At 65.7% G+C, this 13,403-nt stretch carries 10 protein-coding genes; all 10 read left to right on the forward strand.

Features of this window, described 5'->3' with window-relative positions:
* Window positions 1–3: 3 nt before the first annotated feature.
* The 10 genes from Q0P59_RS14525 (at window position 4) to Q0P59_RS14570 (ending at window position 13,400) form a co-directional block, all read left to right on the forward strand.
* Entirely contained in the window at window positions 4–1,623 is a 1,620-nt protein-coding gene (locus Q0P59_RS14525; protein WP_295007503.1) for a methyl-accepting chemotaxis protein, read from the forward strand.
* 165 nt (window positions 1,624–1,788) lie between these two features.
* The gene (locus tag Q0P59_RS14530) at window positions 1,789–3,177 is read left to right on the forward strand and encodes a DUF1329 domain-containing protein (RefSeq protein WP_295007505.1); all 1,389 of its coding nucleotides are present in this window, start codon (window positions 1,789–1,791) and stop codon (window positions 3,175–3,177) included.
* A gap of 30 nt (window positions 3,178–3,207) precedes the next feature.
* The gene (locus tag Q0P59_RS14535; RefSeq protein ID WP_295007506.1) at window positions 3,208–4,845 is read left to right on the forward strand and encodes a DUF1302 domain-containing protein; all 1,638 of its coding nucleotides are present in this window, start codon (window positions 3,208–3,210) and stop codon (window positions 4,843–4,845) included.
* 78 nt (window positions 4,846–4,923) lie between these two features.
* On the forward strand, window positions 4,924–7,317 hold the full coding sequence (locus tag Q0P59_RS14540) for an MMPL family transporter (RefSeq protein WP_295007508.1): 2,394 nt from the start codon (window positions 4,924–4,926) through the stop codon (window positions 7,315–7,317).
* 13 nt (window positions 7,318–7,330) lie between these two features.
* On the forward strand, window positions 7,331–8,332 hold the full coding sequence (locus tag Q0P59_RS14545) for a YCF48-related protein (RefSeq protein WP_295007510.1): 1,002 nt from the start codon (window positions 7,331–7,333) through the stop codon (window positions 8,330–8,332).
* 25 nt (window positions 8,333–8,357) lie between these two features.
* The gene (locus Q0P59_RS14550) at window positions 8,358–9,788 is read left to right on the forward strand and encodes an aldehyde dehydrogenase family protein (RefSeq protein ID WP_295007512.1); all 1,431 of its coding nucleotides are present in this window, start codon (window positions 8,358–8,360) and stop codon (window positions 9,786–9,788) included.
* Between the two features lie 76 nt (window positions 9,789–9,864).
* On the forward strand, window positions 9,865–10,383 hold the full coding sequence (locus tag Q0P59_RS14555) for a GNAT family N-acetyltransferase (RefSeq protein WP_295007514.1): 519 nt from the start codon (window positions 9,865–9,867) through the stop codon (window positions 10,381–10,383).
* A 107-nt stretch (window positions 10,384–10,490) separates the two neighbouring features.
* Complete coding sequence (locus Q0P59_RS14560; protein ID WP_295007517.1) at window positions 10,491–11,510, forward strand: TRAP transporter substrate-binding protein; 1,020 nt, start codon at window positions 10,491–10,493, stop codon at window positions 11,508–11,510.
* Between the two features lie 22 nt (window positions 11,511–11,532).
* Window positions 11,533–12,075: a TRAP transporter small permease gene (locus tag Q0P59_RS14565; RefSeq protein WP_295007519.1), complete on the forward strand. Its 543-nt coding sequence runs from the start codon at window positions 11,533–11,535 to the stop codon at window positions 12,073–12,075.
* Window positions 12,072–13,400, forward strand: a complete 1,329-nt coding sequence (locus Q0P59_RS14570; RefSeq protein WP_295007521.1) for a TRAP transporter large permease — start codon at window positions 12,072–12,074, stop codon at window positions 13,398–13,400. The genes Q0P59_RS14565 and Q0P59_RS14570 overlap by 4 nt, the downstream gene beginning before the upstream one ends.
* Window positions 13,401–13,403: the final 3 nt, after the last annotated feature.

Raw genomic sequence — 13,403 nt, forward strand, 5'->3', positions numbered from 1 at the left:
GGCATGACTCTCAAATTCCGTCTGTGGGCGATCACGCTGCTATCGGCCCTTTCCCTGCTGCTCGTCGGCGGCGCCGGCTATCACGTGGCCAGCCTGCTCGGCGACAGCCTGGGCTCGATGATCAATCTGGCCGTCCCGAGCATACGCTTGTTGACCGACAGCGAGCAGGAGCTGGCTGCCGTCCGCATCGCGCTGCTGCAACATGTCGTCGAGTCCGACCCGGCGAAGATGACCCAGCTCGAAAACCTGGCCGAGCAGGCGAACCGGAAGGCCGAGGCGGCCCTCAAGCAGTACGGCGGCTACCTCGATCCGGCGTCGGATGTCGACCGTCAGCTGTGGCTCGCCGACCAGCGCGCGCTCGGCGAGTTCCATGCCGTGGCCCAGGATATCTTCGCCCTGTCGCGCCAGGACAAGGCGGTGGCGCGCGACCATTTCGCCAGCCAGGGCGCCGCCAGCAGCGCCGCGGCCAGCCAGGCCATCGCCGAGCACCTGAAGCTCAATTACCGCCTCTCGGCGGAATACGGCGAAACCTCGCTGGCCAACGCGACGCAGGCTACCCGCGTGGCCGGCGTGGTGACCCTGGCGGCTCCCATCCTTTTGCTGCTGGTTGTGCTGCCGCTGATCGGGAAGATCAACGCCAGCCTCGGCGCATTCCGCACCGCGACGACACGGATCACCGGCGAGCTCGATTTCACGACGCGCATCGCCTTGTCGGGCAAGGACGAGCTGAGCCTGCTGGCGGGCGACCTGAACACGCTGACCGGCAAGACGCAGCACAGTCTGCGGGAAATTTCCGCACGGGCCGGCGAAGTCGTCGGCGCGGCGGACGATCTTTCCCGGCATGCCGGGCAACTGGCCGGGGCCTCGGCGCAGCAGAGCGACGCCGCTTCCGACATCGCCGCCAATATCCAGCAGATGGCCGTGAGCATCGGCCAGGTCGCCAGCCAGCTCGGCCAGGCCAACCAGTTGTCGCTGGAGTCCTGTTCGGTCGCCAGCGCGGGGCGCCAGGCCATCGAGGAGACGGTCGGCGATATCCGCAACATCGCCGGCACCGTGCGCAACGCGGCGGAGATGATCGACCTGCTCGAACGCCAGAGCCACGAAATCTCCCGGGTCGTCGGGGTGATCAAGGACGTGGCCGAGCAGACCAACCTGCTGGCGCTCAATGCCGCCATCGAGGCGGCGCGCGCCGGCGAGCAGGGGCGCGGCTTCGCGGTGGTCGCCGACGAGGTGCGCAAGCTGGCCGAACGCACGGCGCTGTCGACGCGGGACATCAGCGCGACCATCGATGTCATGGCCGCCAATACCCGCGCCACGGCGGACGCGATGCAGCACGCGGTGCGCCAGGTCGAGGCGGGGGTCGATCGGGCCGGCAACGCCAATGCGGCGATCGAGCGCATCGGCAACAGCAACGCGCAGATCACCCGCACGGTTGCCGATATTGACGCCGCCTTGCAGGAGCAGGGGCGGTCGAGCGCGGCCATCGCCGGGCGCATCGAGCAGATTGCCCACATGTCGCAGCAGAACGATCGCGTCGCCGAGGCCACCTCGGCGGCGGCCGTGCAGCTCGAAGGCCTGGCCCGCCAGACGCAGCAGATCGTGGCTTGCTACCGGCTGGACTGAGCGAGCTATTTCAGATGCGTCGCGCGCGCTCTGATCTGGATCAAGAAAACTTGCCGATTTTTGATAACGGGCACCGTGGGGCGATTTCTACACTGTCTCCAGCCAGTGACATTGGTTGCGGCCGGCCGGAGGGGTTGGCCTCTTTTCACCACCAAGGAGGTTGAAATGATGAAGTTCAAGAAGGCCGGGGCCGCAGCGATCCTTGCTGCCGTATTTTCCGCGTCGTTTTCCGTGCAGGCTGCAACCGACGCTGATGCCGCCAAGCTGGGCAAGGAGCTGACCCCGGTCGGCGCCGAGAAGGGCGCCAACAAGGAAGGTTCCATTCCCGCCTGGGGCGGCAACGAGCCGCAGGCTTCCGGCTGGAGCTACGGCAAGAGCCGCGCCGATGCCTGGAAGCACAAGGGCGACAAGCCGCAGTACACGATCGATGCGAGCAACGTCGACAAGTACGCCGCCCAGCTGTCGCCGGGCCAGGTGCAGTGGATCAAGCAGACCAAGGGCTACAAGATGGATGTCTATCCGTCCCGCCGCACCTGCGGCAACCCCGATTTCGTCGCCGACAACACCAAGAAGAACGCCACCGCCGCCAAGCTGGGCGCCGACGGCTGGAGCCTGAAGGAAGCCACCGTGCCGGGCATCCCCTTCCCGCTGCCGAAGACCGGCACCGAGGTGATGTGGAACGCCAAGATGAAGTACGCCGGCGTCGGTTTCGAGTGGCCGACCCTGTACACCGCGCTGTCGCCGCGCGCCGGTTCGAGCGAGTGGATCGCCGCCACCTCGACGCAGACCTATTTCTTCCCGTGGGGCAAGAAGGGTTCGACCCAGCTGTCCTCGCTGCCGCCGGTCGAGTATTTCACCTACTTCTCGTACAAGTCGCCGACCGCGCTGGCCGGGCAGTCGCTGGCGATCACCAACTTCCTCGACAAGACCAACGAGGTCTTCTACTACTTCCCGGGCCAGCGCCGCGTCCGCCGCATGCCGACCTACGCCTACGATGCGCCGCAGATCGGCTTCGAGAACCAGTACACGATGGACGAGCCGCGCATGTTCAACGGCACCATCGAGCGCTTCGACTGGAAGCTCGTCGGCAAGAAGGAGCTGATCGTCGGCTACAACGCCTTCGGCATGTACGACCCGAACGTCAAGTTCAACGACGTCGCCAAGGATGACGGCGTGGCCAGCGCCAACCGCCGCTACGAGCTGCACCGCGTCTGGGTGGTCGAGGCCACCGTCAAGTCCGGCGTCCGCCACGTTGCGCCGAAGCGTACCTTCTATATCGACGAGGACAGCTGGGCCATCGTCGTCGCCGAGGACTACGACGCCCAGGGCAAGCTGTGGAAGCTGCGCGAAGGCTTCGTCATCCCGGTCTACGAGACGGGCAGCTGCGACAACCCGGCTTTCGTCCAGTACAACCTGATCGACAACCGCTACCTGGTCGACCAGAGCTCGCTGGGCGGCGGCAAGGACATGCGCTGGTTCGTCGAAGCCAACGATCCGAAGCTGAAGGAAAGCTACTACACCTCGGACAACCTGCGCGCCATCAGCGAACGCTGATCGGACAGAACGACAACGGAGGGTAAATCCATGCACAACATCTTCAAGAAAACAGTTCTGTCCATCCTGATCGGCTACGTGGGGGCGGCTTCGGCCTTCACCTTCGAGACGGAAAGCATTTCCGGCAGCTTCGATTCGACCGTCTCGCTGGGCACCGGCGTCCGCACCCAGGGGCCGTCGAGCGACCTGGTCGTTTCCGGCGCCACCGGCAACGGCGCGCCGAACGGCAACACCACCTACCAGGGCGTCGGCGACCAGGGCAACATCAACTACGGCAAGGGCGACGCCTTCACCACCTACCTCAAGGGCACGCACGAACTGCTGCTCAAGATGCCGGACGACTGGAAGTTCATGGGCCGCATCAGCTGGCTGCGCGACTTCACGGCGACCAAGACGACCGGCTACGTCAGCGCGGCGACCGGCCCCAACGGCTACACCGCGTCGCTGTCCGACGATGCGCGCGACGACCTGGAGTTCAAGACCCGCGTCCTCGACCTGTGGGTGAGCAAGGAATTCTCGGTCGGCGAGCAGCGCGCCCGCGTCCGCGCCGGCAACCAGGTGATCAGCTGGGGCGAGAGCCTGTTCCTGCCCGGCGGCATCAACCAGACCAACGCCATGGACATCATGCGCCTGTCGCAGCCCGGCACGCAGCTGAAGGAAGTCTTTCTGCCGGCGCCGATTGTCAGCTTCGCCACCGGCCTCGGCCACGGCGTGAACGTCGAGGCCTACTACCAGGCGGCGTGGAACGCCAACTATTTCCCGCCGACCGGCAGCTACTGGTCGCAGGTCAACGGCCTCGGCGTCGGCGACAGCACCTACGGCATCAACCGCATCAAGGCCAAGGATTCCGGCCAGTACGGCGCGGCCGTGCGCTGGCAGCCTGCGGGCACCCAGCTCAACCTCGGCTTCTACGCCATGGCCTACCATGACAAGGCGCCGCAGCTGGCCATCGATCCCAATTCCACGACCTTCACCTGGCAATACGCCGAAGATCGCCGCCTGTACGGCGTTTCGGCCAACTTCCCGGTGGGCGACTGGGCCATCGGCACGGAATTGTCCTATCGTCCGAAGGATGCCGTTTCGCTCAATCCGGGTCTCGACCTGTGCGCCGCCAACGGCGGCAAGTGCTGGGTGGACGAGAAGAAGTTCCAGTGGCACGTGACCGGCCTGCTGAGCATGACGCCGGGCGACTACGGCGGCATCCTGAAAGCGCTGGGCAACGCCTCGACGGCGACCTTCATGATCGAAGGCGTGGCCAGCTACTACCCCAAGCTGAAGAAGTACTACGGCACCGAGCCGGTCGGTGCCGGCGTTTGGGCCTGGGGCCAGGAGTACAACCTCGGCAACACGGCCGAGGCCGTCGGCGACAAGCTGTCCTGGGGCTACAACCTGGACTTCAGCTGGACCTACGACGGGAACCTGATCCCGGGCTGGCAGGTCACGCCGGAGATCTACTACTTCCAGGCTGTCAGCGGCCGCACGCCGAATTCCTCCGCCCTGTTCATGGAAGGCGCAAAATCGGCCAACTTCATCGTCAGCTTCACGCAAAACCCGGCCAAGTGGCAGGCGGGCGTGAACTACGCCAAGTTCTGGGGCGGTTCGCGGGTCTACGATCAGCCGTACAAGGATCGTGACTTCTTCGGTGTCTACGTGTCGCGCAATTTCTAAACCGATTGCCGCCGGGGGAGGGCAACCTCTCCCGGTTTCAAACCATAAGAACAAATCATCCCCGCAGGACAGCCCATCATGCTCAACCTCTTCAGCGTCGTCGATGTCGACAAGTACCTGACCCGGATGCTCTCCGGTCTGGAGAACTTCTGCTTCAAATTCCGGACGCCCTTCCTGATCTGGCTGGCCGTCTTTACCGCGGTGATGGGTTATTTCGCCCTGCAGCTGCGCATGGAAGCCGGCTTCGAGAAGCAGATGCCGACCGGCCACGAATACATCGAGACCTTCCACAAGTACCGCAACGACGTGCTCGGCGCCAACCGCCTCAACGTGGTGGTCAAGGCCAGGAAGGACAACATCTGGACGCAGGCCGGCCTCAAGCGCCTCTACGACGTGACCCAGGCGGTGATCTACCTGCCCGGCGTCGACCGTCTCGGCGTGCAGTCGCTGTGGACGCCGAACAGCTTCGTCAATGAGATCACCGAGGAAGGCTTCCGCGCCGACCCGCTGATCCCCGGCACCGTGACGCCGGAACAGCTGAATTCCGAGATCATCGCCGGCATCCAGCGCTCGGCCAGCCAGGGCGGCTTTGTCGGCACGCTGGTCTCGCGCGACCAGACCAGCGCCATGATCGTCGCCGAACTGGCCGAGGTGGACAAGGACGGCAACAAGATCGACTACGTCGCCTACAACGACAAGCTGGAAGGCCTGCGCAAGCAGTTCGAGGACGCCGATTTCGAGATCCAGATCATCGGCTTCGCCAAGCAGATCGGCGACATCGCCGACGGCGCCTCGTCGGTGCTCGAATTCTGCGCCGTGGCGCTGCTGCTGACGGCGGGGGCGGTGTATTGGTACTGCCATTCGCTGCGCTTCACGCTGCTTCCCATCATCTGCTCCTTCACCTCGCTGGTCTGGCAGTTCGGCGCCCTGCGCCTGCTCGGCTTCGGCCTCGACCCGCTGGCCGTGCTTGTGCCCTTCCTGGTCTTCGCCATCGGCGTCTCGCACGGCGTGCAGCAGATCAACTTCATCGTCCGCGAACTGGCGCACGGCAAGACCACCGAGCAGGCCGCCCGCGCCAGCTTCTCCGGCCTGCTCATTCCTGGCGTGCTGGCCCTGGTCACCGCCTTCGTGTCCTTCATCACGCTGATCCTGATTCCCATCCCGATGGTGCGCGAACTGGCGATCACCGCCTCGCTCGGCGTCTTCTTCAAGATCACCACCAACCTGGCGATGCTGCCCATCGCTGCGTCCTACTTCACCTTCAGCAAGGAATACGCCGACACGGCGATGATGAAGCGCGACAAGCGCGCCCGCTGGCTGCGCACGCTGGCCCGGGTCGCCGAGCCGCGCAACGCCGCCATCGTCATTGCCCTGACCACGGCCGTCTTCGCCGTGTCGGTGTGGCAGAGCAGCGACCGCGTCATCGGCACCCTGCAGCCCGGCGCCCCGGAACTGCGCGCCGAAGCCCGCTTCAACCGCGACGCGGTGGCCATTTCCGAAGCCTACGACACCGGCCTCGACTGGCTGACCGTCGTCTTCGAGGCGGCGCCCGAGTCCTGCGAGAACGTCGCCATCGGCCTCTACCAGGACCGCTTCGTGTGGCACATGCAGAACACCGAGGGCGTGCTGTCGGCCATTTCCTTCTCCGGCCAGTTGCGGACCTACAATGAGGGCTACAACGAAGGCAACCCGAAGATGAACGCCATTCCCATCGATCCGGGCAACTACGCGGCGCTGGCCACCGAGATCGGCCGCATGCGCGGCTACATGAAGAAGGACTGCAGCATGACGGCGGTGCACCTCTTCCTCAACGACCACAAGGCGACGACCATCAACCGCGTCATCGACAAGGTCAAGGCCTTCCGCGCCGACAACAAGCTCGACGGCGTGACCATCCGCCTGGCGTCCGGCAACGCCGGCGTGCTGGCGGCGGTCAACGACGAGGTCGAGCACAGCGAATGGCCGATGATGATGTACGTCTATGCCGCCATCGTCTTCCTGGTCGCCATGGTCTATCGCGACTTCCGCGCCGTGCTCGCCTGCTGCCTGCCGCTCACCGTCGGCACCTTCATCGGCTACTGGTTCATGAAGGAGCTGCAGATCGGCCTCACCGTCGCCACGCTGCCGGTCATGGTGCTTGCCGTCGGCATCGGCGTCGATTACGCCTTCTACATCTACAACCGCCTGCAACTGCACCTGTCGCGGGGCGAGAACATCGTCAAGGCGCTCGAGCACTCGATCCTCGAAGTCGGCACGGCGACCATCTTCACCGCCATCACGCTGGCCATCGGCGTCGCCACCTGGGCCTTCTCCGACCTCAAGTTCCAGGCCGACATGGGCAAGCTGCTCGCCTTCATGTTCATGGTCAACATGGTGATGGCCATGACCGCGCTGCCGGCCTTCGCCGTGTGGCTCGAAAAGCTGTTCCCGCGCAAGACGCCGGTGCGTGCGCCGGGCATCCTCAACCACTGATAGCGAGCTGAACATGAACAAGCAAGCCATGAAGCTCCGTACTTCCACCGTGATCGCCGCATTGCTCGGCAGCCTGCTCGCCGCGCCGGCCCTGGCCCAGGCGCCGGCCGCCCCGGCACCGCTGCAGGCGCAGCCGGCCCAGAAGAGCGCTGCCGCCGCGCAGGCCCCGATCCAGGGCGCCGCCCATGCCGGCAGGCGCCTGGTCACGGTCGGCGACTACGGCACCATCCTGCTTTCCGACGACGGCGGCAAGAGCTTCCGCCAGGCCGCCTCGGTGCCGGTCTCCTCGACGCTGACCGCCGTGCATTTCGCCGACGACAGGAACGGCTGGGCGGTCGGCCAGTGGGGCGCCATCATCCATACCGCCGACGGCGGCGAGAACTGGACCATCCAGCGCCTGGAAACCCAGGAGGACCGGCCGCTGTTCTCGGTGCATTTCACCAGCGCCCGGGAGGGCATCGCCGTCGGTTTGTGGTCGCTGCTGCTGCGTACCCAGGATGGCGGCAAGACCTGGATGCCGCTCGACCTGCCGGCACCGCCGGACGGCGGCAAGGCCGACCGCAACCTGTTCCGGATCTTCGCTTCGGCCAAGGGCGAGCTGTTCGTCGCCGCCGAGCGCGGGATGGTGCTGCGCAGCGCCGACCGCGGCCAGAGCTGGCAATACCTGAATACCGGCTACAAGGGCTCGCTGTGGACCGGCGTCGCGCTCAAGGACGGCACGCTGCTCGTCGGCGGCCTGCGCGGCTCGCTCTACCGCAGCACCGATGACGGCAAGAGCTGGTCGCCGGTGGTCAGCGGCAGCAAGAGCTCGGTCACCGACCTGGTCGAAGGCGACGGCCACGTGTACGGCACCAGCCTGGACGGCGTGCTGCTCGACAGCACCGACGGCGGCGTAAGCTTCACCTGGAAACAGCGCGACGATCGCCTGTCGCTGACCGCCGCATTGGCCGGCAGCCAGGGGCTGGTCCGCTTCTCGCGGCGCGGTGTGGTCACCGACAGCTTCGGCACCCCATAAAACAACCCGACAACAGGAGACATCCATGCAAACCATTTCCATGCAGATCGACGGCCAGGCCGTCCAGGCGGTGACCACCTTCCCGGTCATCAACCCGGCCACCGGCGAGGCCTTCGCGCTGGCCCAGGCCGGCAACGCCAGCCATGTCGATGCCGCGGTCAAGGCCGCGCAGGCCGCTTTCCCGGCCTGGAGCCGCAAGCCGGATGCAGAGCGCCAGCAGTTGATGCATGCGCTGGGCGCCGCCCTCGAAGCCAACATGCCGGAGCTGATGCGCCTGGTCACGCTGGAAACCGGCAAGCCGCAGGGCGGCCTGAACGGCGTCGGGGCGGGCATGGAAGTCGGTGGCTCGATCGCCTGGACGCACGTCACGGCCGACCTGGAATTGCCGGTGGAAGTGGTGCAGGACAACGCCGAGGCGCGCGTCGAGGTGCATCGCAAGCCGCTCGGCGTGGTCGGCTCGATCACGCCGTGGAACTGGCCGCTGATGATCGCCATCTGGCACGTCATTCCCGCGCTGCGCGCCGGCAATACCGTGGTCCTCAAGCCGTCCGAGATGACGCCGGTGGCCACCGCCCGTTTCGCCGAGCTGGCCAACGCCATCCTGCCGCCGGGCGTGCTCAATTTCGTCACCGGCGCCGCCGGTTCCGATGTCGGCCCGGCCATGACCGGCCATCCGGGCATCGCCAAGATCGTGTTCACCGGCTCGACGGCGACCGGCAAGCGCATCATGGCCAGCGCCTCGGGCAACCTCAAGCGCCTGACGCTGGAACTGGGCGGCAACGATGCCGGCATCGTGCTGCCGGATGTCGACGTCAAGGCCATCGCCCCCAAGCTGTTCGGCGTCACCTTCCACAACAACGGCCAGACCTGCGCCGCGCTGAAGCGCCTCTACGTGCATGACAGCATCTACGACGAACTGTGCGGCGAACTGGCCAGCCTGGCGCGCAGCGTCGTGGTCGGCGACGGCATGAGTCCGGACACCCAGCTCGGCCCGATCCAGAACGCCGCGCAACTGGCCAAGGTCGAGGAACTGGCCGAGGACGCCCGCGCCCACGGCGGCCGCTTCCTCTGCGGCGGCAAGCGCAAGGCCGGCCCCGGCTACTTCTACGAGCCGACCATCGTGGCCGATGTGACCGACGGCCTGCGCCTGGTCGACGAGGAGCCGTTCGGCCCCATCCTGCCGATCATCCGGTACAGCGATATCGACGAGGTCATCGCCCGCGCCAACAACAGCCCGAACGGCCTGGGCGGCTCGGTGTGGTCGAAGGATACGGCCAGGGCCGCGGCGCTGGCCATGCGCCTGGAGTGCGGTTCCGCCTGGGTCAACGAGCACGGTGCCATCCAGCCCAATGCCCCGTTCGGCGGCGTCAAGCAGTCCGGCATCGGCGTCGAGTTCGGCGAGCACGGCCTGGCCGAATACACCTCGATCCAGACCCTGAAGGTCATGAAGTCCTGAGTTCTCCCTGCGTTCATCTCTCCTCTGCGGAGTTTCCGGTCGCCGCGTGCGGCCGGTTTTTTTTGGTGCTTCAACCATGAGCCAATTCGAGATACCGACCCGGATCGAATCCGACCGCCTGATCCTGCGCCAGTTTCGCGAGGACGACTGGCGCGGCATGCATGCCCATTACAGCAACCCCGAGTGCACCCGCCATACGCTGGGCCGGGTGCTGAGCGAGGGCGAAAGCTGGCGGCTGACGGCGACCCTGGCCGGGCACTGGCTGCTGCGCGGCTACGGCCCCTATGCGCTGGAGGACAAGGCGAGCGGGGTGATGGTCGGCACCGCCGGCCTGTGGTATCCCGCCGATTTCCCCGAGCGCGAGATCAAGTGGGCGCTGCTGCCCGAGTTCCAGGGGCGCGGCTATGCCAGCGAAGCGGCCCGTGCGGTGCAGGCAATGGCGGCCGCGGCCTATCCGGGACAGCCGCCGATCAGCTTCATTCATCGCGACAACCAAGCCTCGATCCGGGTCGCCGTGGCCGTCGGCGCCGGCCTCGAAAACGAGGTTGATTTTCGCGGCGGCCGCTTCCGGATCTACCGCCATCCCGCCGGCTAAAAAAAGTTCGGAGAGCTGTTGACTCGCTAACATCGTAGTGATTTAATTTGATCACTAACATGTTAATAAACGTGGGTCCGACCCACATCTCGTCGAGGAGATGTCGAATGAACTACCGTCACTTTGCCCTGATCGGCGCCATGGCCGTTTCCGTCCCGGCCTTCGCCCAGGAAGTCACCTTCAAGATCGCCCACTTCCTGCCCTCGGCCGCGCCGACCCAGCAGAAAGTGCTGCAGCCGTGGTGCGACGAGATGGGCAAGCTGTCCGCCGGCCGCATCAAGTGCCAGTTCTACCCGGCCATGCAGCTGGGCGGCACGCCGGCCCAGCTCGCCGACCAGGTCAAGAACGGCGTCGCCGACGTGGTGTGGACCGGCCCCGGCTATTCCGCCGGCCGCTTCCCGGCCATCGAGGCCTTCGAGCTGCCGTTCATGGTCAAGGATGCGACCTCCAGCTCCAAGGCGCTGTGGAAGTATTACCAGCAGAACGCCCAGCAGGAATTCGCCGCCTACAAGGTGCTGGCCTTCCACACCGACGGCGGCCAGGCGGTGCATACCGCCAGCAAGCAGATCGCCGGCCTGACCGGTTTTTCCGGCCTCAAGCTGCGCACCTCGACCCGCGTCGGCGCCAAGACCCTGGCCGCGCTGGGCGGCCAGCCGGTCGCCATGCCGCCGGCCCAGGTCACCGAAGCCATCGCCAAGGGCGTGGTCGACGGTTCGCTCGGCGCCTGGGAACTGGTTTATCCGACCAAGCTGTCGGAAGTCACCAAGTTCCACCTGCAGCCGGACAACGGCGTCGCCCACCCGACCGCCACCGTGCTCACCGTGCTGATGAACAAGCAGAAGTACGACGGCCTGCCGGCCGACCTCAAGGCCATCGTCGACAAGACCAGCGGCGAGGTCATGGTCGGCAAGTTCGGCGCCATGTTCGACGAGGTGGCGGCCGATACCAAGAAGCGCATCGCCGCGCAGGGCAACAAGATCACCACGCTGAGCGCGGTCCAGGTGACGGCCATGAAGCAGGCCACCGCCAGCGTCGAGGACGAGTGGGCCAAGCAGGTCGGCGACAAGGGCCTGGACGGCAAGAAGCTGATTGCCGCCGCCCGCGAACTGACCGGCACCACCAAGTAAAACAGGGATCGAGGAGAACAGCATGCAAGATCCGATGGGCATGCCCCATGAGCTGGTGGAGCACGACAAGGTCGAGCACTACCTGATCGTGGCCGGCAAGGCGATGGCGATTTCAGGCGGCGTCCTGTTCATCGCCCTGATCGCCATGTCGCTGGTGTCGATTGTCGGCCGCAAGCTGGGCTTCGGCTCGGTGAACGGCGACATCGAGCTGATGCAGGCCGGCACGGCGGTCGCGGCGACGGCTTTCCTGCCGTACTGCACCCTGCTCGGCGAGCATATCAAGGTCGATTTCTTCACCGAGAACATGCGCGATTCCTTGAAGCGCGCCATCGACGGCGTCGCCGAGCTGCTGCTCGGCGGCATCTCGGTGGTGCTCGCCTGGCGCACCGTGCTGTCGGCCATCGCCACCCACGAATCGCAGGAGGTGACGACGCTGGTCTCGCTGCCGCTGTGGATTCCGACGGCCTTGCTGGTGCCCGGCATCGTGCTCATGGCGGTGTGCGCCTTCTATCGCGCCTACGCCCATTTCCATCCGACCAAGAAAATTCCGGGAGCCCACAAATGAGCGGTACTGCCATCGGCCTGATCGGCTTCGGCTGCCTGCTGGCCATGCTCGCCGTGCGGGTGCATATCACCATGGCGATGTTCATCACCGGTGCCGGCATCTATCTGGTGATGAATGCCGGCGAGACCTCCGGCCTGCTGTACACCCTGAACAACCTGGTCTATGCCCGGGTGTCGAACTACGACCTGGCGGTCATTCCGCTGTTCATCCTGATGGGCCAGTTCGCCACCCACGGCGGCCTGTCCAAGGCGCTGTTCAAGGCGGCCGGTACGCTGATCGGCCACTGGCGCGGCGGCCTGGCCATGGCCTCGACGGCCGCCTGCGCCGCCTTCGGCGCCATCTGCGGCTCGTCGCTGGCCACCGCCGCCACCATGGGCCAGGTCGCGCTGCCGGAACTCAAGGCCAACGGCTATTCCGGCAAGCTGTCCACCGCCACGCTGGCCGCTTCCGGCACGCTGGGCATCCTGATCCCGCCGTCGGTGCCGCTGGTCATCTACGCGGTGCTGACCCAGGAATCCATCGGCAAGCTGTTCGTTGCCGCCGTGGTTCCCGGCATCATCGCCGCGCTGGGCTACATCCTGGTCATCGCCTTCATCGTCCGTCGCGACCCGAATGCCGGCCCGGCCGGCAAGAAGGTGCAGTTCGGCGACATGATCAAGGCCCAGATCAACATCATCCCGGTGCTCTGCGTCTTCCTGGTGGTCATCGTCGGCATCTACGGCGGCTGGGCCAACCCGACCGAGGCTGCGTCGATCGGCGCCGCCGCCTGCGGCATCATCGCGGCGGTGTCCGGCGGCATGCGCAGCAAGGATTTCCTGCAGAGCGTCTATGGCACCGCCCACGCCACCGGCATGATCTTCATGGTGCTGATCGGCGCCGACCTGCTCAACTCCAGCCTGGCCCTGTCGCAGATGCCGACCGAACTGGCGCTGTGGGTGCAGAACAGCGGCCTGCCGGCCCTGGTGGTGCTGTTCGCCATCCTGCTCATCTACATCCTGCTCGGCTGCGTGATGGATTCGCTGGCCATGATCCTCTTGACCATCCCCATTTTTTATCCGATGGTCATGGGGCTGGATTTCTTCGGCATGGCTGTCGAGGACAAATCGATCTGGTTCGGTATCCTGGCCCTGATGGTCGTCGAGATCGGCCTGGTCCATCCGCCGGTCGGCATGAACCTCTACGTCATCAACAAGATCGCCAAGGATGTCCCGATGAAGGATACCGCGTTCGGTGTCATGCCTTTCCTGGCCTCCGACTTCATCCGCATCATTGCGCTCGTCTTCTTCCCGGTCCTGTGCCTCGGCCTGGTCCACTATCTCGGCTGATCG

The organism is uncultured Dechloromonas sp., from assembly GCF_945957265.1.
Taxonomy (GTDB): Bacteria; Pseudomonadota; Gammaproteobacteria; order Burkholderiales; family Rhodocyclaceae; genus Azonexus.

Coding starts and splice junctions, on each gene's coding strand:
- Q0P59_RS14565 (WP_295007519.1), top strand. CDS start 11,533: ATGCAAGATCCGATGGGCATGCCCCATGAGCTGGTGGAGCACGACAAG.
- Q0P59_RS14570 (WP_295007521.1), top strand. CDS start 12,072: ATGAGCGGTACTGCCATCGGCCTGATCGGCTTCGGCTGCCTGCTGGCC.
- Q0P59_RS14555 (WP_295007514.1), top strand. CDS start 9,865: ATGAGCCAATTCGAGATACCGACCCGGATCGAATCCGACCGCCTGATC.
- Q0P59_RS14530 (WP_295007505.1), top strand. CDS start 1,789: ATGATGAAGTTCAAGAAGGCCGGGGCCGCAGCGATCCTTGCTGCCGTA.
- Q0P59_RS14540 (WP_295007508.1), top strand. CDS start 4,924: ATGCTCAACCTCTTCAGCGTCGTCGATGTCGACAAGTACCTGACCCGG.
- Q0P59_RS14550 (WP_295007512.1), top strand. CDS start 8,358: ATGCAAACCATTTCCATGCAGATCGACGGCCAGGCCGTCCAGGCGGTG.
- Q0P59_RS14560 (WP_295007517.1), top strand. CDS start 10,491: ATGAACTACCGTCACTTTGCCCTGATCGGCGCCATGGCCGTTTCCGTC.
- Q0P59_RS14535 (WP_295007506.1), top strand. CDS start 3,208: ATGCACAACATCTTCAAGAAAACAGTTCTGTCCATCCTGATCGGCTAC.
- Q0P59_RS14545 (WP_295007510.1), top strand. CDS start 7,331: ATGAACAAGCAAGCCATGAAGCTCCGTACTTCCACCGTGATCGCCGCA.
- Q0P59_RS14525 (WP_295007503.1), top strand. CDS start 4: ATGACTCTCAAATTCCGTCTGTGGGCGATCACGCTGCTATCGGCCCTT.